Here is a 26,396-nt window from a genome sequence, read left to right on the forward strand (position 1 = left end):
TTTTATTAAAAAATTTTGCGATTATAGCATAATTTCAAAGAAATTTTAGTAATTCCACTTTTGGAATTCCAAAATTTATCACCTTTTTTCTAGCTTTTTAAAGCCCCACCACGCTACAAATAGTAGCATCCAAGCAATGATAAAGCCAGCAAATCCTACAAAAATACCAAATACACTAAGACACAAAATCACGCTTACAACATTTATCCAAAACGCCCATAAAAACAGCGAACTCCCACTTAGCCTAGAAAGTTCGGCGTGTATTTTATAGCCATAAATCGCCACGATTAGAGCGATTACACCGCCAAGCAAAAGCACAGCTATCATGCTTGCGCCTATGCCTACATCCTCGCTATTAGCTAGCACACCCATGCTCACGCCAAAAATGAGTGCTAGCATAAAAACGAGAAAAACACCCAAAAAGCTAATAATTACAGCGATAATGTAATTTTTAAATAAGCTTTTGCTCGCTGCTGCCTTGCTAACTGAGTAAATCGCCATTGAATATAGCACAAAGCCCACAATAGCAATGATTTGCCCGATATATGGAATAAAGTTAAAAAATTGAAGTCCAAGCCCCCAAAGCGCCTTTAGCCTAGCAGAGCTAATGCTATCAGCTGATAAAATGCTACTTACATTTACATTTTCATTGATTATATAAATAGACTTTGCCACTCTCTCATCAAAGCTTACAAAATCCACCTGCGAACCAGTTAGCATAGCTAGGTCTTTATCACCTAGATTTACAACATCGTTTTTATCATATTCATAGCGTTTGCCATCATCGCCGCTTATAAGCTGGGGGCTTAGAATTTTACCTTGCATTTTTTATCCTTTTTGTAATTTTAGCTATAAATTTGCTCTAAAACTTTTATTATTTTTTCGCTTTCTTTAAAGCCCTGTTCGTTTTCTAGCTTTGAGTTAAAATCAAGCAGGGCACAGCCAAGCCCACTAGCCTTTTTAGCGTTTTTCTCACTTAGCCCACCTGCTATTGCGTAAGGAATTCTAGAATTCCTAAGTGGTTCTAGAATTCCCCACTCAAAGCTAAGACCATTTCCACCAAGTTCTTTGCCCTTATAATCAAAAAGTGCTAAATCAAAATCGCCTTCAAGCTCAGGCAAAGCATCATTTACGCTAAAAACCTGCCACACTTCACAGGGGCTAAACTCCGTTTTGTTTTCTACTTTTTCATAGACTTGAACGGCGTCTAAAAAGCCCATTTTTGCCACGCTTTTTGCCTGCGCCAAGTCCTTAAAAACACCCACTGCTTTTATACCATAGCTTTTAGCAAGGGTGGCGATTTGCTCTGCTGTTTTAGTGCTAACCTGCCTTTTGCTAGGTGCAAAGATTAAGCCTATAAAATCAACTCTTTTGCCCCTAAACTCGCACTCACAAACTGCCTTTGCCTCAGCTAGTGTTTTTATCCCACAGATTTTTATTTTCATCTCTTGCCTAAATTATAATGAAATTCTAGAATTCCAAACTAAAAAAACTTAGGAATTCTAGAATTCCTATCCCAAATTCCGTCCCAAATAATCCTGCCAAAACGCCCAAGTCTTGCCACTATCAAGCGCATCTTCAACCACGCTTTTAGCATCTTTTGGATTTGCTACCATGTCAGCCGCGTACAGCGCAAACATAGCGTTAAATACGACTATATCACGCTTTGCGCCTTTTAGCTCGCCACGCAAAATAGCATTTAGGTCACTAGCATTTGCCACGCTGTCCCCACCAGCGATATCAAGGTGAAATGCCCGCTTAAAGCCAAACTCTTCTGGCGTAATTTTATAGCTTATCACAGAGCCATCTTTTAGCTCGTGTATGAGCGTCTCATCACACAGCGTGATCTCATCCATGCCATCCATGCCGTGCACCACAAGAGCGTGCTTTCGCCCTAGTTTGCCAAGAGTATGCGCAAGCAGCTCATTTACACTCTCTAAATAATTTCCCATGATTTGATTGCTTAGAGCTGTGTTTGGATTTAGTAGGGGTCCTAGCACATTAAAAACAGTGCCGATTTTAAGCCGTGAGCGCACAGGGGCGACCTTTGCTGTAGCTTTGTGAAAAAACGGTGCATGAAAAAAAGCTAGTTTTTTGCTATCCATAAGCTCCCTTAAAGCCCCTAGATCATCGCTTAGCTTTATGCCAAGAGCATCTAGTGTATCGCTTGATCCTGCTGCGCTTGAAATCGCCCTATTTCCATGCTTTGCTACCCTTACGCCTAGACTTGCTAAAATTATTGCGCAGGCTGTGGAGATATTTATAGTTTTTAGCGCATCCCCACCGGTGCCAACTATATCAAACATCGGCGCAGAATCGCTATAAGTTTGCGAGTATTTCATCACTTCACGCACAAGAGCTGCCAAGCTATCAGCATAAAGCGACTTTTCGCTAATAAGCACCAAAAGCCCAGCTAGCTGAACCTCATCAAACTCCCCTGCCATAACAGAGCTAAAAATCGCCTCAAAGTCGCTACTATCAAGCGGATAGCCCCTTTGAAGTTTTAGCATAAAAGGCGCAAAATTTGCCATTTTTTTATCCTTGTTTTTATAAATCAATATAAGAATTTAAGTATTTTATAGCTTCTTTAAAGCTCTTAAAAGTGTAAAATCGCCATTTTTTATGTCTTATCCATTATTTGCAAGGACTTTTTAGCCCTTTAAATGCACAAAATTTTCTATTATCCCACGGCCATAGGTGGTAAAGTAGCTCTCAGGGTGAAACTGAATTCCATATATCGGCAAAGTAGCGTGAGAAAGTGCCATGATGATATTATCATCCTTTGAGCGAGCGGTACAAATTAGCTCACTAGGCAGATTATCAGCGTAGAGTGAGTGGTAGCGCATTACCTCAAACTCGCTTGGCAAGCCTTTAAACACAGGGCTAGGCGCGGTGATTTCTACCATGCTAGTTTTGCCGTGCTTTGGATTTTCAAGGCGTTTAATATCCGCACCAAAGCTAAGCGCGATTGCTTGATGACCTAAGCAAACACCCAAAATCGGCGCTGTTATCTTGCCAGCTTTGGCAAATTCTAGAATTTCAAGGCACACGCCACTATCTTTTGGATGCTTTGGGCCTGGGCTTAAAATTATCTTACTTGGCGAAAGGCTTACTACTTCATCAGCTGTTATTTCATCATTTCGCAGGCATTTTATCTCTTCATCAGTGGCAACTAGGGCGTATTGATAGATGTTAAAAACAAAGCTATCAAAGTTATCAATCATTAAAATCATCTTTGCTCTTTTTTTTATAAATTTGCGCAAAATTATATCTAATTTGGCTATAATTTTGCTTATGAGTGATGAATTTTTTATGAAACTTGCGCTTGATGAGGCGTGGAAATATCAGCTTTTAACCTACCCAAATCCAGCTGTGGGCTGCGCTATCGTGGATAAAAACGGCAAGCTTCTTGCCCTGGGTGCCCACAAATGCGCTGGCCTCGCTCACGCAGAGCTTGGGGCTGTAACTTTGGCGCTATGCAAGCTAAAACCTGAGCTAAAAAGCGAGCTTTTGCGCCTTGAAAATAACCCAAATGAGCTATACGATTTTATTTTAAAAAATCATAAAGGCGCATTAAATGGTGCTTGTGCTTTTGTTAGCTTAGAGCCCTGCACGCATTTTGGCAAAACTCCGCCTTGTGCTTTGCTGCTGCGTGATTTGGGCTTTTGCCGTGTGGTTTTTGGCTCGGCTGATTTAGGCGGGCAAGCAAAGGGCGGCGCAAAACTACTAGCAAACGCTGGTGTGAGCGTAGAGCAAAGCACTTTAAAATCAAAATGCGATGAGCTTTTAGAGCCTTTTTTAGCGTGGCAAAGTGGGCATTTTGCTTTTTTTAAGCTGGCTTTAAGTCTAAATGGCGTTTATACTGGCAAAATAAGCAGCCAAATAGCACAAAAGCATTGCCATGATCTACGCTCAAAGCTTGATCTGCTAGTAATCGGTGGCAATACAGTTCGCAGCGACCGCCCTATTTTGGATGCTAGATTTTCTACTACCAAACATGCGCCTGATGTGCTAATTTACAGCCGCGAAAGCGAGTTTGATGGGCAAATTCCACTTTTTAGCGTTTTAAATCGCAAGGTAGATATTAAAAGCGATTTAGAGCTTTTAAAAAAGGCAAAATTTGCTATGATTGAGGGGGCTGGCAGGCTTTTTAAAGCCCTTGAAAACGAGTTTAGCTGGGTGTTAATCTATCAAAGCAAAAGCTTTAAAAAAGGGAGTTTTTTGGATATAAGCAAAAGCCTTGAAATTATGCATAGCACGCCACTTGGGGCTGATACTGCGCTGTGGTGTAAAGTACTAGAAAATTAAGGAATTCTAGAATCCCCTGTCATCCCCCAGCCCTTTTGAGGGATCTCTATATGGAATTTTAGTTTAAGGAATTCTAAGGAATTCTAAATTCTAGGGAATTCTAGATTATATGGAATTCTAAATTCTAAGGAATTCTAGAGTTATTTCACAACTTGAATTCCCTAGAATTCCCTAAAATACCTAAATCTTAGAGTACAAAGCAAAAATATATAAAATTGCTATATATTTAAAGAATTCTTATGAAAATTCCTTTAAATAAAGATTTTAAATACCTAGTTATTTGCTATTTATATAGATTTTACTAACTAAAAGTTTAATCTTTTTTAATAAAATCAAAACAAAAATATAAAAGGCTATATAATGAAAGTATTGCTAGCTATGAGTGGTGGTGTGGATAGCTCTATGTGCGTAAAGCTGCTAAAAGACGCAGGGCACGAGGTACAAGGCTGCTACATGCAGCTACACGACAAGCCAAATTATCACGAAAAAAACATAGAAAATGTTAAAATGATAGGCGAGTTTTTTGGTATAAAAACGCATATTTTAGACCTAAGAGAGCAGTTTAAAAAAGAAATTTATGATCTTTTTGTGGATAGCTACAAGGCTGGAATCACGCCAAATCCCTGCGCACACTGTAATAGGCTAATAAAATTTGGCGCACTTTGGGAGTTTGGGCAAAGCCTTGGCTACGAGCGTATCGCCACCGGTCACTACGCACGCATAGAAAATGGGCTATTAAAAAGCGCAAAAGATACTAGCAAAGATCAAAGCTACTTTCTTTCAAATATCGCTGCTGCAATGCTTCCCCATATAATTTTCCCTCTTGGAGAGTGGCTAAAAACTGATGTTAAAAAACTAGCTGCTAGCTACCCAGAAATCGCAAATCTAGCCACACAAAGCGAGAGCAGTGAAATTTGCTTTGTAGAAAATAGCTACATTGAGGTACTTGATAAGCACTTTAATACCCTTATGCCAGGCATCGTAAAAGACAGCAGCGGCAAGGCTATAGGCACGCACGAGGGCTATGCACGCTATACTATCGGTCAGCGCAAGGGCTTTCGTGTAAATGGAGCGCACGAACCACACTTTGTAAAGAGCATAGATAGCGCAAATAATGAAATAGTAGTCAGTAAGCGTGATGAGCTGGCTTGCTATTCTTTTAGCACGGCTAATTTTAACAATTTTACTGATAAAAACGAGTTTGATTGTTTTGTTAAAATTCGCTACCGCAGCACGCCGCTAGCGTGTAGCATCCGTCAAAATGAGCGTGGCGGCATAAATGTAGAGCTAAAAAGCCCAGCTTTTGGTGTAGCAAAGGGTCAGCTAGCTTGTTTTTATGATGAAAATGAGCGTGTGCTAGCTAGCGGATTTATTGTTTAAAAAGCTAAAAATCTGCTTTATAAAAGCAAAGGCGCAAAAAGCAAAGCCAAGTGCGCCAAGGCTAAAAGCATAGCGTAGGATATTTGCGATTTTTGGTGATAAAAAGCTCAGCTCACAGCTTGAAAAAAATAGCAAAATCACAGCGCAAAATGCCGAAATCACAGCGGCTTTAAAGGATTTTTTCTCGCTTTTAGAGTAGATAAAAAGAGCTTTTAGCGCCAAATAACTAAGCACAAAAACTACAAAAACAATGCTAAGCGTAAGCACAAGCTCGCCAAAACTAGCAAATGGTCGCATCATTTTTGCCCCTTTATTTAAAGCCTAGATTTTGCCAAAAAAAGCTAAAAGTAAAATCTGCGTTTGTGGTATTTAAGGAATTCTAGAATTCCTAAGCATATTTTCTATAAATTCTAGTTTAGAAATTCTAGAATTCCTAGGGGGTATTTTTTATCTTAGGAATTCTAGATTTAGCCTTAGGAATTCTAGTTTAAGAATTCTAGTTTAAGAATTCTAGAATTCCTAAGGGTTAGTAGCAGGTGCTTCGCAGCCTAGATCTACATTTTCTACACAAGCATAGCCAGTCTCGGCAAATACCAAGATCTTTGCTACGCTGCCGTCTTTTGCGCTTAGTGTTATGCGGCCATAACTGTTGTTGCCTAGCTCGTTGTTACCTAGTTTAAACTGCTTGCCATTATTGTACGCCTGGCTAAAATCACCACTAGGATAGGCTCTGCCAAGCTCGTCAAATATAATGCCCTGAATTCTACTATCTGTAGCAAACTCATCAAATTTCAAGCCATCTTCATTTTTATTATTTTCTTTTTTGCTTAAAATTCCATAAGTTTTTGTTAGATCCATACTACTTGTGGTGTTTTTATAAATGCCAGAAAAGCAGCCACTTAGAACTTTTCCAGGTTCGGCTGGGTTTTGAGCTACTTCTATTTCTCCATTTGGCTGTCCTCCGTCGCTAAGGTTACCGTCGATATTTTGATATACAGCATATCGCCAACCAGCATTATCACATTTTCCTTCAATTTTGTTTTGATTTGAAAATACTATTCTCCACATTCTCTTATACCAGTCTATTGCTATGTTTTTCTTTGTGCCGTCCGTGGCAATGTAGGTGTGCGTGGCAAATTTATCATCATTTAGTGCCAAATGCTGTGTGTAGCGGATGTGAGCTACTATCTGCCTAGCAGCTTCAAGAGCCTGTGTAGGCTGCTTTGTAGGCCATAGCGCAAAAGCTAAAATTCCTATCACAACCACCACAAAAATCAGCTCAACCAAAGTAAATGCTTTTTTCATCTTTAATCCTTTTTGATGCCTTGATTATAACATAGATTTGCAAATATAATAGCTTGCAATGCTTATATTTTGCTTTTTTATATCAATTTTGCTACCATTTTTACAAGGGCTTTTGCTTAGAGTATAATGGCTGTTTTTTGAGCCTATGCCATAAAATAAAAGTCGCTCTCTCATATCAGCAGGGCTTTTTATAGCTTTTATTCCACGGCTTTTTAGCTCAGCGGCAAGCTCTTTTGCCACAGCGTTTTTAAAAGCAAAATGCGCACTAGGTTTTTTTAAAAAAACATAAAGAAAATCGCTAAAAATAGAAGCCGTGCTATTTAGCGCAAGGCTAGATATAAGCAAAACGCCTAAAAGCTTGTATTTTAGCCTGTGCCGTGGCAGTCGCACGCTATATGCGCTAAAAAACAGCCGCACCATATGAGGCACAAAAATCACACAAAATGGCAAAAACAGCTCCAAAGGCGGCTTAGAACGCACAGAAAAAACAAGGCAAATACAAAAGGCGCCAGTGGATATAAACCACAAAAAATCCTTGCTTTCTTTAACCCAAATGCGATAAATGCTATATATAAAATATATAAAAACAAAAGGCGAAAAAACCGCCCCAAAAACCGCCATGGTATCTATCAAATAGCCTTTTGGCTTGCCTGAAAAATCAAAATCAAAAATAAAAAGCCAAGCAATAGCAAAAATACCTCCAAGCACGCTTATAGCGCGGTTTTTGCTATAAAGTCCGTAAAAAAACAGAGCAACATAAAGTGCTAAAAAAGCCTGAGATACAAAAATGCTAGCCACTAAAAGCACAAAAAGGCTTTTAAAATGTGAGTTTTGCACTAAAAATACAGCGATTAAAGCTACTAGCACGATAAAAACAGCCGAGTTTACGCTCACAGCACTTGCCATCACACCTGGCAAATACATAAAAACACAAGCGCAAATTAGCCGCAAAGAGCGAGTAGGCAAGATCTGCTTTGAGATTTTGTAGATGAAAAAGACATTTGCGCTGTGAGCTAGCAAAAAAGGTAGTCTCAAAGCAAGGTCGCTACCAAAAACACCGCTAAAAGCTATAAATGAGCCATTTATAAGCTCGTGTAAAAAGCCAAATTCTTTTAAAAAGCTACTTTGTCCGTAAAATATCCTAGCCTCGCCTGCGCTAATGCTAAGGGTAGAACACAAATATCCAAGCAAAATGATATTTATAGCCCAAGCGATAAAAAGCGTAAAATACTCGCTTTTTGCGCTGTTTTGCTCTAATGCTTTGTTAGGAATTCTAGAATTCCTAATCTCATTTTCGCTACTTTGTGAGAAAAAATTAACAAAGTCTTTGTTAATTTTCATTTCTTACCCCATAAACCCTAGTTTTTGCTAACATTATAGCAAAAGCAAGGCTAAGAGCGCAAACCACTCCCAAAGAGCATAAAAACGCTATCCAGCCAAGGTAATTGTAAATAAAGCCTGGCAAAAAGCTACCCAAAGCCCCGCCCATGTAATAAAAGCTCACATAAAGCCCATTTGCTATGCCTTTGTGTTCTTTTGCTTGGCGGTTTACAAAGCCTGCTGCATTGCTGTGAGCGATGAAGTTGCCGATACAAAGCACAACCATCGCCCCAAAAAGCCCCCAGAAGCTCTGCACTCCAAAGCATGCAATGCTAACTAGCGTTATGCCAACCCCAGCCACCACAGCTCGCCTAGCTCCTCCAAAAGACGCTCCTATGCGCCTAACATTAAAAGAAATTAGCACGCCAAGTGCGTAGCCAGCGTATAATGCGCCTGTTTTTGCCCCGCTATGAGCTCCTAAAATCTGCGCTAATTCAAAAGGCACATAGTTTAGCAAGGCTTGAAAGGTGAAAAATAAGCAAAAAATCATGCCGTAGGTGTAGAGATTTTTGCGTTCTTTTAAGGTGTCTTTTATGTCTTTTAGCCGTGGTTTTATGAGGCTTGCGCTTATGTTTGAGCATTTTAGCCGCACCAAAATGGCACAAAAGACGCATAGCACGCCCACTAAAATAATAAAAAATCTCCAGCCAAAAAAATCAGCCAAAATGCCGCTAGCTGCTCTGCCTACAAGTCCGCCGATGATGGTCACGCCGATATATGCGCCCATCGCTGCTGCTACATACTTGCTAGGTGTGCTAACTGAGATGTAGCTCATAATGCCTATCATCGCTACAGGCAGCACCAGCCCCTGCGCCGCACGCAAGGCTAGCATATACTCGTATTTGCTAGCTAGTCCAAAGCCCATCTGAGCTAGCCCAAGCAGCAAAAATCCGCCAAAAAGCATAGAGCGAATGCTAGCTCGCTCCAAAATATAGCCATAAAAAAATCCCGCTAGCCCAAGTGGGATCATAAGTGCAGCGATAAAAAGCCCTGCACTCTGCCTAGCGATGCCTAGTTCGCTCTCAAAAAGCACGGCAATAGGCTGCGGGGCGTATAACACGCTCATCGCCACAAGCGCACAAAAATACATCAAATACAAATCTAACTTTGCCATTTTTTTAACTTTTATTTTAGATTTTTGGAGCTTATTTTAAAAAACTTGTGCTTAAAATAGGCAAAAAGATCTAGGATTCTAGATTTTTTTACTTTTATTTTTTTGGGGGTTAGGGGGTATTTTTTTAAATATTTTTAAGGAATTCTAGATTATGTTTCTAGGAATTCTAGATTATGTTTCTAGGAATTCTAGAATTCCCTAGCTCCGTCATTGCGAGCAAAGCGAAGCAATCTCTTTAAGGAATTCTAGAATTCCCTAGTTTTTTACAGCTGCCGCAAGCCAAAAACACTGCGCGAGTTTAAGGAATTCTAGAATTCCCTAATTTGTATTAAGCGCAAAAAATAAAATATCAGCACACTCTTCAATATCATTATCGCAGACTTTATTTATATAAATCAGCTGTTTTATCTAGTCTTTTTCTACTCCATTGCCATTAGTATGCATAACGACTAGATTACGACAACCATCCAAGTCTCCGCCATCACAAGCTTTTTTGTATAACTCTGCTGCTTTTTGTTCGTTTTTTTCTACTCCATTGCCATTAGCATACATAATGCCTAGATTAAAACAACCAAGCACTTCTCCACCATCACAAGCTTTTTTGTATAGCTCTACTGCTTTTTGTTCGTTTTTTTCTACTCCAATGCCATCATCATACATAGTGCCTAAATTGCTACAACCACGCATATTTCCACCATCACAAGCTTTTTTAAATAGTTCTGCTGCTTTGCCAAAGTCTTTTTCTGTTCCACTTCCTTTAGCATACATAGTGCCTAGATTAAAACAACCAAGCATTTCTCCACCATCACAAGCTTTTTTGTATAGCTCTACTGCTTTTTGTTTGTTTTTTTCTACTCCATTGCCATTAGTATACATAAAACCTAAATTGCCACAACCATCCATTTCTCCACCATCACAAGCTTTTTTAAATAGTTCTGCTGCTTTGCCAAAGTCTTTTTCTACTCCATTGCCATTAGTATACATAACGCCTAAATTGTGACAACCAAACATTTCTCCACCATCACAAACTTTTTTGTATAGCTCTACTGCTTTTTGTTCGTTTTTTTCTACTCCATTGCCTTTTTCATACATAACGCCTAGATTGTGACAAGCACGCATATTTCCATCATCACAAGCTTTTTTGAATGACTCAAAGGCTTTATCATAGTCTTTATTATCATAAAAAGCTATTCCTTGCTCGTAATCCTTTTTAGGATCAAAGCTTGACTCAATGCCACTTTTATCAAGCACTGTATCACCCACAAGCAAGACCACAGCACACACCAAAAGTACTACAACTTTTTTCATCTAACTTCCTTTTTTTTAAATTAAAAAATAATTATATTATAAAAAAAGAAAAAAAGGCTTATAAAAGTAAGTTAATTATTAAAATTAAGTAAAATTTAAGTTTCTAGGAATTCTAGAATTCCTAAGCTAAATAATCTAAGAAATTCTAGAATTCCCTAGAAAAAATTCTAGAATTCCCTAGAAAAATTCCAGAATTCTAGAATTCCTCGCCTAGCGCGTCCACTTCCCATGGAAATACTATCCAGCCCAGAGCTTGCTTAGCGTAAAAATCAGGCTTAAAAATCGCTGTGCTTTTGTAGAACAAAGTAGCAGAGCCAAACTCTGAGCTAGAACTCTGCCTTAGCTCACTCATTAAAGCAGACAAGCACGCACCGCTATCGCAGATGTCATCGCAGACTAGCACCTTTTTTGCCTCAGTTATCTGGGGCAAAGAGCAGATATTCACGCTGCCTTGCTCGCTGCCTTTATACTGAGTGACGCTCACGCTACGAAGCTCTCTTATACCCAGCAAATACGCCAGCCTAGCAGCTAGAAAAAACCCACCCCTAGCTACACCGATAATAGCATCAAAGCCCTCATTTTTAAGGGACTTTGCTAGCGCCCTAGCATCACTCTCAAACTCATCATAAGTATAAAAAAGCTTCATTTTTCTGCCACACCAAGCCACTTTGCCACAAAAGGCAAACTCATACCCTGAAGTAGCACCGAGATAAGCACCATGAAAAACACTACATTAAATATAACATCAGCAATAGCGATTTGATAAATATACGGATAGGTAGCTAGTATGATAGGTACCGCCCCACGCAGTCCCACCCACGAGATGTAGAATTTCTCACGCAGATTAAAGCGGCTAAAAGCAAGGGTGATAAACACCGCCACAGGCCTAGCTATGAAAATAAGCACCAGCGAAACAGTGATAGCCGCCCACGCCCAAGCAGCCAGCTTTGATGGATATACAAGCAGTCCAAGAGTAAGAAAGACGATGATTTGCATCATCCACGCTATTGCGTTGTGAAAGGCGTGGATATTTTCTTTGTTATAAAAATTAGCGCGACTACTAATCACGCCTGCTATATAAATGCTAAGATAGCCATTGCCATAGCAAGCAGAACTCGCACCAAATATCACAAACATCCACGCCACGCTAATAAGCGGATATAGCCCTGATTGAGTGAGATTTAGGTGGTTACACAGCAGCGGAAATGTCAGCCCAAAAAGCACACCAAAAGCAATTCCTACACCAAACTGCGCCAAAAACTTAAAGGCAAAAATACTGCCATTAAAATCAGCATTTGCCCCAAGCGTGATAAGCTCAATCACCGCAATAGTAAGAAATATCGCCATAGGGTCGTTTGCGCCGCTTTCTAGCTCTAAAAGTGGCGAGAGATTGTTTTTTAGTCTAATTTGCTGACCCCTTAGTATCGCAAAGACAGCTGCTGCATCAGTAGAGCTTACAATAGAAGCAAGGAGCAAGCTATCTAAAAAGCTAGCATCCTTATAAATAATCCAAATAAAACCAGCCATAACAAAAGCTGTAATAACCACGCCCAAAGTAGCTAGCAGCACACCACTAAGCGCTACGCTCTTTACATCCTCCCACTTCGTCTCCAAAGCACCGCTATAAAGGATAAAAATAAGTGCGACCGTGCCCACAGCCTGCGCAATTACTGCGTTGCTAAACTTTATACCACCAAGCCCTTCTTCGCCCAAAATCATACCAATAGCAAGAAATATAAGCAGCAAAGGCACACCAAAACGCTCAGAAAGCTTACTAGCATAAGCGCTAAAAAACAGCACCACACCTACGATGATAAGATAATAATTTAGGTTTTCTAATATATCAAGCATTTTTTCCCTTGTTTTATTTAAGGAATTCTAAAATTCCTATAGTTTTTAATTCTAGAATTCCGTGAATTCCGTCATTGCGAGGCTTTGAAAAAAAGGGAGCAATCTCTAGGAATTCTAGATTTTATCTAAAATTCCCTAGGGAATTCTAGAATTCGCGGCAGCGGCAGTAAAAAATAGGCTCCAAGATTTTTTAGCTATTTTTTGCGCTCGCAGCGCAGCACTAGCCGTGGGGCGTCGTAGCGGAGCGTTCAAGCGAGTTTTGCGCTTATTTTTCAAGGCGACAGCCGCAGGAAATAGCGCAAAAGCTCGCTTGTAAGACGCTGGGCTGTGCAAGCTGTGAACACAAAAAAGAGCAAAAAAGCTGAGCCAGCCGATAAAAACTAACTAATCAAAAACTAATCAAGCTCATTATATAGGCTATCACGCCTAACCGCCCTTTTTCCACTAGTCTCTATTAACTCTATAAACTCACTTTGCGCCTTTCCTGCCTTGCTCTTTGCCCCAGCAGCACTTTGGATACGCTCATGCCCTATGGTGCCATCTATATCATCGCTGCCAAAGTCTTGAGCCACCATAGCAAGACCTAGCGTGCTTGTAGCCCAGTATGCTTTGATATGAGCGATATTATCAAGCACAAGACGCGCAATAGCAATGGTTTTAAGGTATTCTTCACTGCTAAGCGGAGTAATGCCCTCTAAATAATTATTTTGCGTTTGATACACAAGTGGGATAAAGGCGTTAAACTTTCCGCCGTTATTTCGTCCTAGGCTCTCATCTTGAAGCTCACGCAAGCGCAACATGTGATCAATGCGATTTGCCCTACTTTCAATATGCCCAAAAAGCATAGTAGCGTTACTCTGGCGGCCTTTTTGGTGCCAAAGGCTATGGATTTTTAGCCAGTTTTCGCTGCTTACTTTACCAGCGCAAAGCTGCTCTCTAACGCTCTCATCAAAAATCTCAGCCCCACCGCCAGGCATGCTATCTACACCAGACTCTATCATACGCTCTATTACTTGCTCATAGCTTAGATTAAACTTACGGCTCATAAAGTCAATCTCAGCTGCTGTCATCGCCTTTATATGAAGACTAGGGAATTTCTGCTTAATTGCTCTAAAAATACCAAAGGTCTCATCAGGCTTTATAAAAGGATTATGCGCGCTTACGATATGAACTTCATCTGCGCCGCCCTCTTGCGCATTTTGCGCAATTTGCATTATCTCATCGAAACTTAGAGTGTAGGAATTTTCATTTTTTCTATGTGCTGAAAAAGCACAAAACTTACAAGTATCAGCGCAAAGATTGCTAGGATTTATGTGGCGATTAAGATTATAAAAGACTTTATTGCCATGAAGTTCTACTCTGCGTTCATTTGCAAAAGATCCAAGTGTGTAAAGATCAAGCTCGTAAAGCCCTAAGCTCTCATCATAATTTAAACGCTTTTTATTTTTGATTTTTTCTACTAGATTTTTCATTTTTTAAATTCCTTTAAAAAGCCAAAATTATAGCCAAATACGCCTTAAAAAGCGCAAAATTTTTTAATATTTTTGCTATAATTCTAGCTATGCAAAAACAATCATTAGTTTTATCAGCGCCTAGTGATGCGCTAAAAAAGGCACTTTTGCGCTTAAATGGGCATAATTTTGGTGCTTACTTTTCTAAAGAGATTGATAGAGTGGTAAAAGACGCATTCAAAGCGTGCAAAAAAGACTTTTTTGACACTTATGAACCAAGCGATGATGAAGTACCACTATGTGCTTTGGCTCTCTCAAATTACGCTCTTAGCGAAATTGGCTTTGGGTGTAATATCTCGCTCGTGCTTTGCTACAAAGATATTCGTGGCTATAATGCAAGGGATTTTGCAATAGCACTTGAAGAAAGCCTTAGCACGATTAGTTCAAACTTTAAAGTTCATATTTTAGAAATTTCACGGCTATTTAATACTTTGCGCCACGATATAGAACTAAAAAGCAAATTTTGTACTATGCGCTACATTTGCGCCTCAAAGAGACTGTATAAAGAAGCCAAAGCTGAGCTGGCAAGGGTAAAAGAACAGGGCAAAGATGAGTTTATAAGATATCATCTAAACGAGCTAAAACCATATGATGATGTATTGCTACTTAGCCAAAAGCCGGATTTAAAAAGTGGTTATGGTGGGTTTTTTGACTATGAAAGGGCTTTAATGCTCTTAAACCTAGAAGGCTCAGCCAAGGAAAACGCCTTAAAATTTATAAGCGAGAAAGAATACAGCGAGTTTGTGCTAGCAAGCGAGTTTTTAAGCTCATGTATGTCAGCTCTTAGAATAAGCGGTGGCAATGACAGCATTGAGAGTGCTTTTTTAGAACCAGCATCTAAAATTTTGCGCATAAAAGAAAAGCGAGAGCTGGATGTGCGTGTGCTACTAGTTGCCAAGGCACTAACTTCTATGCAGCGAATAGCTGTGTACTCACGCTACTTGCTTAAGGCTAATTTTGCTTCTTTTTTTAAGAGTAAATTAAGCTTTGCTAAGCTTAGAGGCGCAAAGGCTAGTGGAGATTTTTATCTCATTGACAATACGATTTTTACCCCACTTCACGCTAAGCCAAAAACGTTAATATCTGTGCTAAAAAGTGTAAATGCGCTAAGTGATGAGCCTTTTAAGTTTCATATTGAAAGTATTTTATACTTTAAGCATATAAGCGTGGCAAAATATGATAGTAGCGAGCTTTTAGCCTTTAAAAAGATTTTTTATCGCAAGCATTCTTTTTGGATTTTAAAAGCTCTTTTAGATGGCGAACAGCTCTTTGGGCTTATTAAGCCTATGGAGCACACAAGGCATCTAGCGCAGTTTGATAACTACAAATTTAGCGTAGATGAGTATAGCTTAATGTGTATATATCATCTTGAAAACATACAAGATAGCAATGTAGGCAGGCTCTATGATGAGCTAAGTGCTGAAAATAAAGCCTTGCTAAAAATCGTGGCTTTAATGCATGAAGTAGCAAAATCTCAGGGCAAAGCGAGTGCCACGCATGGCCTGCAAGGGGCAAATATTTTTCGCTCTTATGCTAGCAAGCTAGAACTTAGCCAAACATCAACCGCACTTGGTGTTACGCTTATAAAAAACCACTCGCTGATGAATAAAGCTATAAAAGGCGAGATAAACGCACAAAACACGCTAAATCTTATCTCGCACATAGGCTCAGTAGAGGCTTTAAAAATGCTATATATTTTAACTTATAGTATTGTAAATGCTACAAATGATGGCTTTTATAGCTCTACTATGGCTAGTACATTGCGTGAGCTTTATGAGGGGGCTTTGGCTGGGTTTAAAAGCACTAGCGATGAGAGCCTAGGCGAGGGCAGAGCAAGAGCAAAAAAAGAAAATTTAATCAAGAAAAATAGCGCATTTTTAGAGCTCTCAGCCGAGCAAAAATCTAGAATTCTTAGTATTATCTCAAATCTGTTTTTTATAAAATACAAAGCAAGTGGGATAATAAATATAGCACTTTGGGCTATGGAGTGTGCTAATATCTCTGTTAAAATCTCTAGCGATGAGGGGCTAAGTGTGGAGATGATAGTGCGCCGTGGCTGGAATGTAAGCATGGTGCTTAGCAAGCTTAGCAAGCTTGATTTGGAGTATATGGAGATTTTTGAGCTGTTTGAAAATAAATTTTTTGTCAAGTTAAAATATGCTAAAAGTGTAGATAGTGCGAAGTTTGCTAGCTTAGAGTCTAGCATTATCACAGCACTTTGTGATAAAGGAGAAGCTAGCGTATCTCGCCCTGTGATTTTGCCAAATGAAGTATCTTGCGAACTAGGTGATGAATATGCTAAAATAAACATAAACGCAAAAGACAGCCGTGGATTTATGGCTTATATTTTGGCTTGTTTTGAGAGATTTTCTTTGCGACTTGCAAATGCTAGAATTCAAACTATCAAAAATCGCACGAGAAATTTATATTTGATAGAAAAAGACAGCAGTTTTGAGCGAAACTTCGCTTTGTTTAAAGAATACATCACAAAGGATGAAAAATGTGTGGAATAGTAGGCTATATCGGTAAAAACGAGAAAAAAGAAGTTATTTTAAATGGATTAAAAGAACTAGAATACAGAGGCTATGATAGTGCTGGTATGGCTGTATTTGATGGCGTAGAACTAAGGCACTTTAAGGCTGTAGGCAAGCTAGAAAATCTAAGTTCTAAAATGAGCGATTTTACAAGCACAGGCGCTGGTGTGGCGATAGGACACACACGCTGGGCAACGCACGGTAAGCCAACTGAGATAAACGCTCACCCGCACCTTGGCGAGTATAGTTTTGTCATACACAATGGAATAATTGAGAATTACAAAGAGCTAAAAACCGAGTTAGAAAAGGCAGGTGTAAGGTTTATTAGCCAGACAGATACTGAGGTTATCGTTCATCTTTTTGAGTTTTATAATAAAAGTGCTAGCTCGCCTTTTGAAGCTTATGAAAAGACTATTTCTAGATTGCAAGGGGCATATGCTACCTTGCTAATTACCAAAGCTGCACCAAATGTAGTGTTTTTTGCTAAAAATGCTGCGCCTATGATGATAGGACAAAGTGGAGATGAGTTTTACTTTGCTAGTAGCGATGCGCCACTAATCGGGCTTTGTGATAGTGCGATTTACCTTGATGATGGCTGCTATGGCTTTGCTGATACTAGCGGAGATTTTAAGATTTTTGATAGTGATAAAAAGCCTTTTAATAAAGCACCTACCGCACTTAGCAAGGATAAGGGCTACGCACAAAAAGGTGGATATAGATTTTTTATGGAAAAAGAAATCTACGAACAAAGTGCTGTGGCTAGCGAGTGCCTTATGGGCAGAATTAGCGGTGATGAAGTATGCTTAGATATTGATGAGAGCATTTTAAAAGACAGAGATGAGGTGGTGCTTTGTGCGTGTGGGACTAGCTACCACGCAGCCCTTAGTGCTAGCTACTTGCTAGAAAGATTAGCAAAAATACGCACAAAGGTAGAAATAGCAAGTGAGTTTCGCTACAAAAACCCGTTTTTAAACAAAAATGCGCTTTTTGTAGTAATTAGCCAAAGTGGCGAGACTGCTGATACGCTCGAAGCCCTAAAAATCGCTAAAAACGCAGGACTAAAAAGCCTAGCGATTTGTAATGTAGATAACTCTAGCATAGTTCGCTTAGCTGACGCAGTTCTTTTAACTCGTGCTGGCATAGAAAAAGGCGTAGCTAGCACGAAAGCCTTTGCTACTCAGGTTTTGGTGCTGTGGCTACTAGCACTAAGACTAGCTAAAATGCGAAATACTCTAAGTGCTAGCGAGTTTAGCAGCGAGACTGAGGCACTAAGGGGAATTCCAGCGGTGCTAAACTTCGCCCCAGCCTTACAAGAGCGTATTTACCGCATTTGTAAGCATTATTTACACGGACACGGCTTTTTCTTTATCGGGCGTGATATTTTTTATCCGCTAGCCTTAGAGGGTGCTTTGAAGCTTAAAGAGATTAGCTATCTTCACGCTGAGGGCTATCCAAGTGGCGAGATGAAGCATGGGCCTATTGCTTTGGCTGATAGCGGACTTTATACGATTGCCCTGCTGCCTAGCACTTGCCTTTATGACAAGGCGATTTCAAACGCACAAGAATTAGCCGCAAGAGATGCTTTTATCACAGCAATTAGCCCAGAGCCTTTTGAGCTAGCAGATGATTATATAGCCACTAGCAAGCACTCTCACATGATGAGCGAGTTTTTTGAGATGATGGTGGTTTTGCAACTTTTAGCGCTTGAAATTTCGGTTCGCCTAGGCAATGATGTAGATATGCCACGAAATCTAGCAAAAAGCGTAACTGTGGAGTAAAAACTTTCTAGGGAATTCTAGATTTTATTCTAGGAATTCTAGAATTTTAGCTTAGGAATTCTAGATTTTAGCTTAGGAATTCTAGAATTTAACCTTAGGAATTCTAGTTTTTAGCTCAAGAATTCTAGAATTCCCTAAAAGTTGGTGATTTTAGAAAATTACATATTAATGCTATTTGCCATATCCTGATTTTGATGAAGTACGCTAGCTTGTTTTTTGGCTTGGCTTAGTTTATAAACTACCCAAAGGATTTGAATAGGCAAGAAAATACCCCAAAAAATAGTAACAATAAGCCCGCCTAGTAACCTACCTATAAACCAACCCTCGCCATCTTTATGCCTTGTTAAGGCTTCATTAACACTATCAACTGGTCTAAAAATAGCGAATAAAACACGACCTATATTTGCAAGACACCAAACACCTATCATAGCAAAGAAATTAAGCGGTGCTTCATTTTTTGAACGCAGTCAAGCCCCACTCCACAATCAACGCAAGTCGCCACAGCACCTATATTTTCGTGATAAAAACAATTCATTGTTTTCTGCTTTTTAACTAAAAATTCGGTGCTATTTTAGAAAAAAGTCAAGAGTTTTTTAAAAAATATTTTGAATAATTAAATAAAAAAGCCTAGGAATTCTAGAATTCCTAGGCTAAAATGGCTAAAATCTAGAATTCCTAAGATAGAATTCTAAATTTTAGTAGCTCGCACAGGGCTTACATCATGCCCATGCCACCCATGCCGCCCATATCAGGCATTGCTGGCATAGCTGGTTTTTCTTCTTTTATTTCACTAACTGTTGCTTCTGTTGTGATTAGCAGACTTGCTACGCTCACAGCGTTTTGTAGTGCGATACGCTCTACTTTTACTGGATCAATTATGCCAGCTGAGAACATATCAACAAGTTTACCGTTTGCTGCATCAAAGCCCTCGTTTTCACTTGCTTTTTCTACCTCATTTGCCACTACGCCAGCATCAAAGCCTGCGTTTTCTGCGATTTGGCGAAGTGGAGCAAAAAGCGCGCGTCTTACAATATCAGCACCGATTGCTTCATCTCCACTTAGACCAAGATTTACTTTTTTGCTAGCTTTGATTATAGCTGCGCCACCGCCGATTACGATACCCTCTTCTACTGCTGCTTTTGTAGCATTTAGCGCATCATCTACTCTGTCTTTGCGCTCTTTCATCTCAGTTTCAGTTGCTGCGCCTACTTTTATCACAGCTACGCCGCCGCTTAGTTTTGCTAGGCGCTCTTGTAGTTTTTCTTTGTCATATTCGCTTGTTGTCTCTGCGATTTGCGCTTTGATTTGAGCGATGCGAGCATCAATTGCTTCTTTTGAGCCTGCGCCATTTACGATTGTAGTGTTGTCTTTGTCGATTATCACACGCTCAGCTTGTCCAAGGTCGGCTGCTGTGGCACTCTCTAATGTTCTGCCTAGCTCTTCGCTTACTACTGCGCCACCTGTTAAAATAGCGATATCTTCAAGCATAGCTTTGCGCCTATCGCCAAAGCCAGGTGCTTTTACAGCTGAGATATTTAGCACACCGCGAAGTTTATTTACAACTAGCGTTGCCAAAGCCTCGCCCTCGATGTCTTCTGCTATTATTAGAAGTGGTTTGCCTGATTTTTGAACTTGCTCCAAAATAGGTAGCAAATCTTTTAAATTTGCGATTTTTTTATCAAATAGCAAGATAAATGGAGATGATAGCTCAACGCTCATTTTCTCAGCATTTGTGATAAAATACGGGCTTAGATAACCACGGTCAAACTGCATACCCTCGACTACCACTAGCTCATCAGTTATGCTTTTTGCTTCTTCAACGGTTATTACGCCATCTTTGCCTACTTTTTCCATTGCTTCTGCGATTAGATCGCCGATTGCGCTCTCGCTATTTGCGCTGATTGTAGCAACTTGTGCGATTTCAGTTTTGCCTGAAACTGCTTTTGATGATTTTTTAAGCTCTTCAATTATAGCGGCTGAGTATTTATCCATTCCGCGTTTTACTTCAATAGGATTTGCGCCTGCTGTGATGTTACGAAGGCCTTCTTTAAAGATTGCGTGAGCTAGCACAGTAGCTGTTGTAGTGCCATCGCCTGCTTGGTCGTTTGTTTTGCTTGCCACTTCGCGAACAAGGCCTGCACCCATGTTTTCTAAGCTGTCTTTAAGCTCTATTTCTTTTGCTACGCTTACGCCGTCTTTTGTGATTGTTGGCGCTCCAAAGCTTTTTTGGATTAGCACATTGCGGCCGCGTGGTCCCATTGTTACTTTTACTGCGTCATTTAGTTTTTTAACACCTGCGTAAAGTTGATTTCTTGCATCATCTGAGAAAAATATTTCTTTTGCCATTTTTTGCTCCTTATTTTAGAATTCCTAGGATATCTTCTAGGTTTAGCACTAGATATTTTTTATCATCTACGGCTACTTCTGTGCCTGTATATTTGCCAAATACTACTTGGTCGCCTACTTCTATGCCTTTGTCTGCGATTTTTTCACTCACAGCTACTACTTTGCCTTGTTGTGGCTTTTCTTTGCTAGCATTGTCTGGGATGATGATACCAGTTGCTGTGGTTGTTGCTTCTTCTTGGCGTTCTACTAGAACGCGTTTGCCTAGTGGTTGAAACTGCATTTTGTTTCCTTTCTGTATTGATTGATTTTTGAATTTTTAGCACTCAGTAAGTTTGAGTGCTAAAAATATAGCACAAAATTTTTAAGATGTCAAGGAATTTTAGAGCTTTTAATCTAGAATTCCTACATATTCATCTAGGAATTCTAGATTCTAGGGAATTCTAGATTTTTTTGACTCCATTGTACTCGATAAAATCAGCAAATTCATCTTGTAGGCGAGTAAATTTTTCTTCTTTACTTTCATTTAAAAAATGCTCTTTTATCTCATCTTTGTTTGGGTTTATCTTTGGTTTTTCTGCGTCTTTTGGCGCAGAGTTTTTTACCATATCAGCTTTAATCGCAGCCAAATCACCTAGAAAATCACTCATTACTCACCTCTAAGCTTTGCTGCTGCGATTGCAGCTACTACTTCGCTTGCTTCATCAGCTGTATTTTCCAAGATATCTTCTAAGCGCTCTTCAAGATAGCTAGTATCAAAAAAGCCCTTGCGGAAGTGGCGGCGCTTTGAAATAGCGTGCAAAAACGGTAGTGTGGTAGTAACGCCTTCGATTTTAAACTCATCTAAAGCACGCTCTAGCTTACTAACAGCTAGATCGTAGCTGCTGCCTTTTACCATTAGCTTTGCTAGCATTGAGTCATAAAATGGCGGTATTTCATAGTCTTGGTAGATATGAGTATCTACTCTAACGCCTGGACCCAAAGCTGGGAAGTAGCCTGTAATAGTGCCTGGGCTTGGGGCGAAGTCTTTCCACGCGTTTTCTGCTGTGATTCTTGCTTCTATTGCTACGCCACGAGCCTTTACCTCGCTTTGTTCGATATCTAGAATTTCGCCAGAGGCTATGCGGATTTGGCGGCCGATGAGATCTACGCCGGTTACTTCTTCTGTGATGCCGTGCTCTACTTGGATACGAGTGTTCATCTCCATAAAATAGAAGTTATTATAATCATCTAGCAAAAACTCTATTGTGCCAGCATTTGTGTAGCCTACAGCTTTTGCGGCTGCTACTGCTGCTACGCCCATGCGTTTGCGCAAATCCTCGCTTATGGTAGGGCAAGGTGCGATTTCAATAACCTTTTGATGTCTGCGCTGGATAGAGCAATCACGCTCGCAAAGGTGGATGATATTTCCATAATTATCGCCTAAAATTTGAAACTCAATGTGGCGTGGCTTTTCAATAAGCTTTTCCATAAAAACTTCATCGTTATTAAAAAACGCCTTTGCCTCACGCTTGCAACTTTCAAAATTATCCTCTAGCTCATCTTCGCTCCACACCTCGCGAATTCCACGGCCACCGCCGCCGCCTGAGCTTTTTAGTATGACTGGATAGCCTATGCGGCGAGCTAGAGTTTTTATGGTATCCATACTTTCTTTATTTAGTGGTTCAGTGCCTGGAACAACCGGGATTCCGTTTTCTTTCATTAGCGAGCGAGCGATATTTTTGTTGCCCATTTTAAGGATTATATCGCTTTTTGGACCTATTAAAATTAATCCAGCATCCTCAACAGCCTTAGCAAAGTCGTAGTTTTCGCTTAAAAAGCCATAGCCTGGATGAATCGCATCTGCGCCGCATTGCTTAGCAGTTTCTATGATTTTAGCTGGATCTAGATAGCCTTTAAGTGGCTCATCGCCCACGCAATAAGCCTCATCAGCTACTTTTACATGCAGACACTCAGCATCAGGTTTTGTGTAGATTGCTACATTTGCGATATGCAAGTCTTTACACGCACGGACTATGCGAATAGCGATTTCGCCACGATTTGCGATTAGAATTTTGTGAATTGCTCCTTGTTGCATTTTTTTGACCTTTTTTGTAAAATTTTAACGCTGACAATAATAGCAAAAATTTAGAAATTTTTAGTAAGTTTTGGGTATTTTTTAGCCCTAGTGTTACGATAAGAAAAATCTAGAATTCCTAGAATAAAATTAAGGAATTCTAGAATTCCTAAAAAAATCTAGAATTCCTAAGAGATAAAAATGCTTTATTTAGTCTTTTTTATAGCTTTTTACAAACTGAGCTATACGCTCGCAGCCTTTTTTGATGCTTTCTAAATCACAAGCAAAACTAAATCTAAAATAGCCATCCATACCAAAGCCCACGCCTGGCACGCAAGCAACAAGCTTTTCATCCAAAAGTCTAGTACAAAAGCGCATCGAATCACTATCTACTTTTTTACAATTTATGAAAAGATAAAAAGCCCCAGCAGGACTTAGCACGCTAAGACCATCAATAGCATTTATCGCCTTTACAGCATAGTCACGGCGTTCTATGAAGTTTTTCTTCATCATCGCAATATACTCATCGCCCTGTCCTAAAAGTGCAGGAATTGCACCTGCTTGGACTATGCTAGCGATGTTTGCTGTGCTTTGGCTTTGTAGTTTTTTCACCGCTGCGTTTAGCTCAGAGATAGGACTTGCCATGTAGCCAAAACGCCAGCCTGGCATAGCAGCACATTTACTAAGTCCGTTTATAGTAACAGTGCGCTTAAACATATCCTCGCTCACACTAGCACAAGCAGTAGGCTCTGTATCATAGCTAAGCTTTTCATAAATCTCATCGCTAAGCACGATAATCTCAGTGCCTTCAAGCACTTTACCAATAGCTTCTAGCTCAGCTTTTAAGTAAATTCCACCGCAAGGATTGCCCACAGTATTTATCATCAAAACCTTTGTGCGTGGCGTGATAGCTACTTTTAGCTGCTCTGCTGTCATTTTAAAGCCAGTACTCTCATCTGTGTTTATAATCACGCTTTTTCCACCGCAGTATCCTACTATCTCAGGGTAGCTTACCCAGTATGGCGCAGGTATTATGACTTCATCACCCTCATCAACTAGGGCTTGAAGGCAGTTAAAAATAGACTGCTTTGCGCCTACATTTGTAACTACCTGCGCTGGAGTGTAGCTTAGATTATTATCTCTTTTTAGCTTGGTACAAATTGCTTCTAGCACTTCTTTTGTACCAGGAACTGGGGTATACTTGCCACAGCCTTTTTGCATAGCGGTAATTACAGCGTTTTTTACTACATCAGGCGTGTCAAAATCAGGCTCACCAGCACTGAAAATTAGCACATCTTTACCGCTAGCTTTTAGCTCTTTAGCACGAGTTGAAATTGCTATTGTAAGGCTTTCATTTAGTGTGCTCATACGCTTTGCTAATTTCATTTTTTATCCTTTAATCTTGATTAAAAAGACGGAATAACTGCGCCTTTGTATTTTTCATTGATAAATTTTTTCACTTCATCACTTAAAATTGCGTTTTTAAGAGCGTTTGCTTTTTTACCATAGACTTCATCAGCACGCACTACTACGATATTTGAGTAAGGGTTATTTATACCATCTTCGCTGATTATAGAATCACTTTTTGGATTTAAATTAGCATTTAAAGCAAAGTTTGAGTTGATAACAGCTAGGCTCACTTCATCCAAAGCGCGTGGCAGGGTCGCTCCCTCAAGCTCTACAAATTTTAGATTTTTTGGATTTTTAGTGATATCCATAGGCGTGCGGAGTTTAACCTTTGTATCAAGCTCGATTAGACCATTTTTTGCTAGCAAATCAAGCGCACGGCTTTCGTTTGTAGGGTCATTTGGAATAGCAATTTTATCACCATCTTTTAGTTCAGCAAGGCTTTTTATGCTCTTACTATACGCCCCCATTGGCTCTAAATGAACTCCAAAAACAGGCTCTAAGCGAGTGCCATTCATCGCATTAAACTCACGCAAATACGGCTCGTGTTGCATAAAGTTCGCATCCAAATCCTTATCTGCTAAGGCTTTATTTGGTAGGACATAGTCGTTAAAGACCTTGATTTCAAGCTCATATCCTTGCGCCTCTAATGAAGCTTTTGCCACCTCTAAAATCTCAGCATGTGGCACAGGTGTAGCACCGATAACGATTTTCTCGCCCATTAGCACGCTAGCTAAAACTAGACTTGAGAGTAGAATTTTTTTCATGTGTTCTCCTAAGGTTTGAATTTTACTTTGAAAATATTTTTGCCATTTTCATGCTCGTATTCTAGCATAAAATTATGAGCTTTTAGTATATTTTCTACAATATATAACCCAAGACCAAAGCTGTTTTTGGCATTTCCATCTTTTGTAAAAGGCTGAGTGTAGTAGCTAAGCTCGTTTTTAAGGGGCTCACCACTAGTTATAAAGCAAATATCATTGCTGTTAATCTCTACTAAAACCTTGTGGTCGCTAGCATATTTTATACCATTGTCAATGATGTTTTTAAAAGCCACGCTGATTAGTTTTTCATCAGCTTTGATGAATATATCATCATTTTCTTTGATTTCTACAGCCCCACTTTCTGCCATTGCGATATCTAGGGCTTTGGTGATTGTTGTTTTTAAAGGAATTCTAGATTTTTCTACATTTTGTAGTTTTGAACTAGCCCGCTCTATGAGCGCAAACTCGTTTATTAGGCTCTCTAAGCGCACAAAAACGCTAATTAAGCGTTCTTGGTATTTGTTTTGTGGCAGCATTTCAGCTGTGATACGACCTTTGGTAATTGGCGTTTTTAGCTCGTGCATTATATTTCGCAAAAACAGCGCACGATTGTGATTTAAAAGCTTGATTTGACGCACAGCATCATAAAAGGCATCTGCAACCTGAGAAATCTCATCAGTGCCAGTAGCGACATTATCAATCTCCAAATCACCACCAGCAAATTTTTTAATCTGCCTTTTTAGGCGGCGAAGTGGCTTTAGCTTGCGGATTATAAAAATATAAACAGCCAAAAGCACCAAGAAAACTAGCGAAAATATCAGTGTAATCACATCATAGCGGTATGCTTGAAACTTATCATCATAAAGCACGATTATATCATCATTATTAGAAATAAGTCGCAGATAATTATTGTTATTAAAGGTTAAAATTGCACTTTTGCCGATTTCTTGTTCTTGTTCTTCGATGATTTGAGCGTTATCTATGATCTTTTTTATTAGAGTATCATCAAGTATTTGAGGCATCTCAAAGCCCTTGATTTGAGCCTCGTATTCATTGTCGCTGATAATACCACTGTATTTTAGTAAGGTTAGACGAGATACGACTGAGTATTTGGTGTTTAACTCTCTGGTGTAGTTTTGTTTATCGTATTCTTTTAGCCACAAATAAGCCAAAAAAATCCCAGATGAGCCAAGCATAAAAATAAAAGTAATAGAATAAAATATAGATGAGAATTTCATAAATTTAGATATCAAAGAGTATTTTTAACAAAGCTCGCAGCGACCTACTTTTCCAGTCCCAGTAAGAGATAGTATCATCAGCCATGACGAGCTTAGCTTCTTGGTTCGAGATGGAGCAA

At 39.6% G+C, this 26,396-nt stretch carries 24 protein-coding genes; 4 read left to right on the forward strand and 20 right to left on the reverse strand.

Translation table 11 applies throughout. The features are described 5' to 3' along the window. Positions 1-78: 78 nt before the first annotated feature. The 4 genes from PTQ34_RS02295 to PTQ34_RS08850 form a co-directional block, all read right to left on the reverse strand. Positions 79-825: a hypothetical protein gene (locus tag PTQ34_RS02295; RefSeq protein ID WP_273931845.1), complete on the reverse strand. Its 747-nt coding sequence runs from the start codon at positions 823-825 to the stop codon at positions 79-81. Between the two features lie 20 nt (positions 826-845). Further along, positions 846-1,445 carry a phosphoribosylanthranilate isomerase gene (locus PTQ34_RS02300; RefSeq protein ID WP_273931846.1) on the reverse strand — a complete coding sequence of 200 codons (600 nt, stop codon included), beginning with the start codon at positions 1,443-1,445 and terminating at the stop codon, positions 846-848. A gap of 66 nt (positions 1,446-1,511) precedes the next feature. Continuing rightward, positions 1,512-2,531 carry an anthranilate phosphoribosyltransferase gene (trpD, locus tag PTQ34_RS08845; protein ID WP_404814888.1) on the reverse strand — a complete coding sequence of 340 codons (1,020 nt, stop codon included), beginning with the start codon at positions 2,529-2,531 and terminating at the stop codon, positions 1,512-1,514. A gap of 120 nt (positions 2,532-2,651) precedes the next feature. Beyond that, positions 2,652-3,233 carry an anthranilate synthase component II gene (locus tag PTQ34_RS08850; protein WP_404814889.1) on the reverse strand — a complete coding sequence of 194 codons (582 nt, stop codon included), beginning with the start codon at positions 3,231-3,233 and terminating at the stop codon, positions 2,652-2,654. A gap of 61 nt (positions 3,234-3,294) precedes the next feature. Here PTQ34_RS08850 and ribD point away from each other — a divergent pair, with 61 nt between their 5' ends. Beyond that, positions 3,295-4,308, forward strand: a complete 1,014-nt coding sequence (gene ribD / locus PTQ34_RS02310) for a bifunctional diaminohydroxyphosphoribosylaminopyrimidine deaminase/5-amino-6-(5-phosphoribosylamino)uracil reductase RibD (protein ID WP_273931875.1) — start codon at positions 3,295-3,297, stop codon at positions 4,306-4,308. A gap of 360 nt (positions 4,309-4,668) precedes the next feature. Further along, on the forward strand, positions 4,669-5,688 hold the full coding sequence (gene mnmA, locus PTQ34_RS02315; protein ID WP_273931847.1) for a tRNA 2-thiouridine(34) synthase MnmA: 1,020 nt from the start codon (positions 4,669-4,671) through the stop codon (positions 5,686-5,688). Here mnmA and PTQ34_RS02320 read toward each other — a convergent pair. The 8 genes from PTQ34_RS02320 to mqnE form a co-directional block, all read right to left on the reverse strand. Further along, complete coding sequence (locus PTQ34_RS02320) at positions 5,665-5,988, reverse strand: hypothetical protein (protein ID WP_273931848.1); 324 nt, start codon at positions 5,986-5,988, stop codon at positions 5,665-5,667. The genes mnmA and PTQ34_RS02320 overlap by 24 nt on opposite strands. Before the next feature lie 219 nt (positions 5,989-6,207). After that, positions 6,208-6,993, reverse strand: a complete 786-nt coding sequence (locus PTQ34_RS02325) for a pilus assembly FimT family protein (RefSeq protein WP_273931849.1) — start codon at positions 6,991-6,993, stop codon at positions 6,208-6,210. Positions 6,994-7,017: 24 nt separating this feature from the next. Further along, a complete protein-coding gene (locus PTQ34_RS02330) occupies positions 7,018-8,334 on the reverse strand; it encodes a hypothetical protein (protein WP_273931850.1) in 1,317 nt (438 codons plus the stop codon). Next, positions 8,324-9,487: an MFS transporter gene (locus tag PTQ34_RS02335; RefSeq protein ID WP_273931851.1), complete on the reverse strand. Its 1,164-nt coding sequence runs from the start codon at positions 9,485-9,487 to the stop codon at positions 8,324-8,326. The genes PTQ34_RS02330 and PTQ34_RS02335 overlap by 11 nt, the downstream gene beginning before the upstream one ends. Before the next feature lie 408 nt (positions 9,488-9,895). Next, positions 9,896-10,795, reverse strand: coding sequence for a tetratricopeptide repeat protein (locus tag PTQ34_RS02340; protein WP_273931852.1), 900 nt, complete (start codon positions 10,793-10,795; stop codon positions 9,896-9,898). A gap of 196 nt (positions 10,796-10,991) precedes the next feature. Then, positions 10,992-11,441, reverse strand: coding sequence for a phosphoribosyltransferase (locus tag PTQ34_RS02345; RefSeq protein WP_273931853.1), 450 nt, complete (start codon positions 11,439-11,441; stop codon positions 10,992-10,994). Next, positions 11,438-12,646 (reverse strand): potassium/proton antiporter, encoded by a 1,209-nt coding sequence (locus PTQ34_RS02350; RefSeq protein WP_273931854.1) that lies wholly within the window; start codon positions 12,644-12,646, stop codon positions 11,438-11,440. The genes PTQ34_RS02345 and PTQ34_RS02350 overlap by 4 nt, the downstream gene beginning before the upstream one ends. A 395-nt stretch (positions 12,647-13,041) precedes the next feature. Beyond that, the gene (gene mqnE / locus PTQ34_RS02355; RefSeq protein WP_273931855.1) at positions 13,042-14,118 is read right to left on the reverse strand and encodes an aminofutalosine synthase MqnE; all 1,077 of its coding nucleotides are present in this window, start codon (positions 14,116-14,118) and stop codon (positions 13,042-13,044) included. A gap of 89 nt (positions 14,119-14,207) precedes the next feature. On the opposite strand from mqnE, the gene PTQ34_RS02360 reads away from it, so the two are divergent. Both PTQ34_RS02360 and glmS read left to right on the forward strand, forming a co-directional pair. Beyond that, positions 14,208-16,670, forward strand: coding sequence for a hypothetical protein (locus tag PTQ34_RS02360; RefSeq protein WP_273931856.1), 2,463 nt, complete (start codon positions 14,208-14,210; stop codon positions 16,668-16,670). Further along, entirely contained in the window at positions 16,658-18,469 is a 1,812-nt protein-coding gene (gene glmS / locus PTQ34_RS02365) for a glutamine--fructose-6-phosphate transaminase (isomerizing) (RefSeq protein ID WP_273931857.1), read from the forward strand. The genes PTQ34_RS02360 and glmS overlap by 13 nt, the downstream gene beginning before the upstream one ends. A 158-nt stretch (positions 18,470-18,627) precedes the next feature. Here the strand turns inward: glmS and PTQ34_RS02370 are convergent, their stop codons facing one another. From PTQ34_RS02370 to PTQ34_RS02405, 8 genes are all read right to left on the reverse strand, one after another. Continuing rightward, positions 18,628-18,897 carry a hypothetical protein gene (locus tag PTQ34_RS02370; RefSeq protein WP_273931858.1) on the reverse strand — a complete coding sequence of 90 codons (270 nt, stop codon included), beginning with the start codon at positions 18,895-18,897 and terminating at the stop codon, positions 18,628-18,630. Between the two features lie 286 nt (positions 18,898-19,183). Then, positions 19,184-20,815 (reverse strand): chaperonin GroEL, encoded by a 1,632-nt coding sequence (groL, locus tag PTQ34_RS02375; RefSeq protein WP_273931859.1) that lies wholly within the window; start codon positions 20,813-20,815, stop codon positions 19,184-19,186. 10 nt (positions 20,816-20,825) lie between these two features. Further along, on the reverse strand, positions 20,826-21,095 hold the full coding sequence (groES, locus tag PTQ34_RS02380; protein WP_273931238.1) for a co-chaperone GroES: 270 nt from the start codon (positions 21,093-21,095) through the stop codon (positions 20,826-20,828). A 160-nt stretch (positions 21,096-21,255) separates the two neighbouring features. After that, the gene (locus PTQ34_RS02385) at positions 21,256-21,462 is read right to left on the reverse strand and encodes a hypothetical protein (RefSeq protein ID WP_273931860.1); all 207 of its coding nucleotides are present in this window, start codon (positions 21,460-21,462) and stop codon (positions 21,256-21,258) included. Continuing rightward, entirely contained in the window at positions 21,462-22,889 is a 1,428-nt protein-coding gene (locus PTQ34_RS02390; RefSeq protein WP_273931236.1) for an acetyl-CoA carboxylase subunit A, read from the reverse strand. The genes PTQ34_RS02385 and PTQ34_RS02390 overlap by 1 nt, the downstream gene beginning before the upstream one ends. Positions 22,890-23,078: 189 nt before the next feature. After that, positions 23,079-24,254 (reverse strand): pyridoxal phosphate-dependent aminotransferase, encoded by a 1,176-nt coding sequence (locus tag PTQ34_RS02395; RefSeq protein WP_273931861.1) that lies wholly within the window; start codon positions 24,252-24,254, stop codon positions 23,079-23,081. A gap of 20 nt (positions 24,255-24,274) precedes the next feature. Further along, entirely contained in the window at positions 24,275-25,042 is a 768-nt protein-coding gene (locus tag PTQ34_RS02400; RefSeq protein ID WP_273931862.1) for a MetQ/NlpA family ABC transporter substrate-binding protein, read from the reverse strand. Between the two features lie 8 nt (positions 25,043-25,050). Then, a complete protein-coding gene (locus PTQ34_RS02405) occupies positions 25,051-26,292 on the reverse strand; it encodes an ArsS family sensor histidine kinase (protein ID WP_318532611.1) in 1,242 nt (413 codons plus the stop codon). Positions 26,293-26,396 lie beyond the last annotated feature (104 nt).

The sequence above is a fragment of the Campylobacter magnus genome, from assembly GCF_028649595.1.
Taxonomy (GTDB): domain Bacteria; phylum Campylobacterota; class Campylobacteria; order Campylobacterales; family Campylobacteraceae; genus Campylobacter; species Campylobacter magnus.

Bases quoted from the DNA above. Each gene is read 5' to 3' on its own strand.
- PTQ34_RS02370 (WP_273931858.1), bottom strand. From the start codon at position 18,897: ATGATAGGTGTTTGGTGTCTTGCAAATATAGGTCGTGTTTTATTCGCT.
- PTQ34_RS02295 (WP_273931845.1), bottom strand. From the start codon at position 825: ATGCAAGGTAAAATTCTAAGCCCCCAGCTTATAAGCGGCGATGATGGC.
- PTQ34_RS02385 (WP_273931860.1), bottom strand. From the start codon at position 21,462: ATGAGTGATTTTCTAGGTGATTTGGCTGCGATTAAAGCTGATATGGTA.
- mnmA (WP_273931847.1), top strand. From the start codon at position 4,669: ATGAAAGTATTGCTAGCTATGAGTGGTGGTGTGGATAGCTCTATGTGC.
- ribD (WP_273931875.1), top strand. From the start codon at position 3,295: ATGAGTGATGAATTTTTTATGAAACTTGCGCTTGATGAGGCGTGGAAA.
- mqnE (WP_273931855.1), bottom strand. From the start codon at position 14,118: ATGAAAAATCTAGTAGAAAAAATCAAAAATAAAAAGCGTTTAAATTAT.
- glmS (WP_273931857.1), top strand. From the start codon at position 16,658: ATGTGTGGAATAGTAGGCTATATCGGTAAAAACGAGAAAAAAGAAGTT.
- groL (WP_273931859.1), bottom strand. From the start codon at position 20,815: ATGGCAAAAGAAATATTTTTCTCAGATGATGCAAGAAATCAACTTTAC.
- PTQ34_RS02340 (WP_273931852.1), bottom strand. From the start codon at position 10,795: ATGAAAAAAGTTGTAGTACTTTTGGTGTGTGCTGTGGTCTTGCTTGTG.
- PTQ34_RS02325 (WP_273931849.1), bottom strand. From the start codon at position 6,993: ATGAAAAAAGCATTTACTTTGGTTGAGCTGATTTTTGTGGTGGTTGTG.
- PTQ34_RS02390 (WP_273931236.1), bottom strand. From the start codon at position 22,889: ATGCAACAAGGAGCAATTCACAAAATTCTAATCGCAAATCGTGGCGAA.
- PTQ34_RS02360 (WP_273931856.1), top strand. From the start codon at position 14,208: ATGCAAAAACAATCATTAGTTTTATCAGCGCCTAGTGATGCGCTAAAA.
- PTQ34_RS02320 (WP_273931848.1), bottom strand. From the start codon at position 5,988: ATGATGCGACCATTTGCTAGTTTTGGCGAGCTTGTGCTTACGCTTAGC.
- PTQ34_RS02395 (WP_273931861.1), bottom strand. From the start codon at position 24,254: ATGAAATTAGCAAAGCGTATGAGCACACTAAATGAAAGCCTTACAATA.
- PTQ34_RS02350 (WP_273931854.1), bottom strand. From the start codon at position 12,646: ATGCTTGATATATTAGAAAACCTAAATTATTATCTTATCATCGTAGGT.
- groES (WP_273931238.1), bottom strand. From the start codon at position 21,095: ATGCAGTTTCAACCACTAGGCAAACGCGTTCTAGTAGAACGCCAAGAA.
- trpD (WP_404814888.1), bottom strand. From the start codon at position 2,531: ATGGCAAATTTTGCGCCTTTTATGCTAAAACTTCAAAGGGGCTATCCG.
- PTQ34_RS02335 (WP_273931851.1), bottom strand. From the start codon at position 9,487: ATGGCAAAGTTAGATTTGTATTTGATGTATTTTTGTGCGCTTGTGGCG.
- PTQ34_RS02300 (WP_273931846.1), bottom strand. From the start codon at position 1,445: ATGAAAATAAAAATCTGTGGGATAAAAACACTAGCTGAGGCAAAGGCA.
- PTQ34_RS02330 (WP_273931850.1), bottom strand. From the start codon at position 8,334: ATGAAAATTAACAAAGACTTTGTTAATTTTTTCTCACAAAGTAGCGAA.
- PTQ34_RS08850 (WP_404814889.1), bottom strand. From the start codon at position 3,233: ATGATTTTAATGATTGATAACTTTGATAGCTTTGTTTTTAACATCTAT.
- PTQ34_RS02345 (WP_273931853.1), bottom strand. From the start codon at position 11,441: ATGAAGCTTTTTTATACTTATGATGAGTTTGAGAGTGATGCTAGGGCG.
- PTQ34_RS02400 (WP_273931862.1), bottom strand. From the start codon at position 25,042: ATGAAAAAAATTCTACTCTCAAGTCTAGTTTTAGCTAGCGTGCTAATG.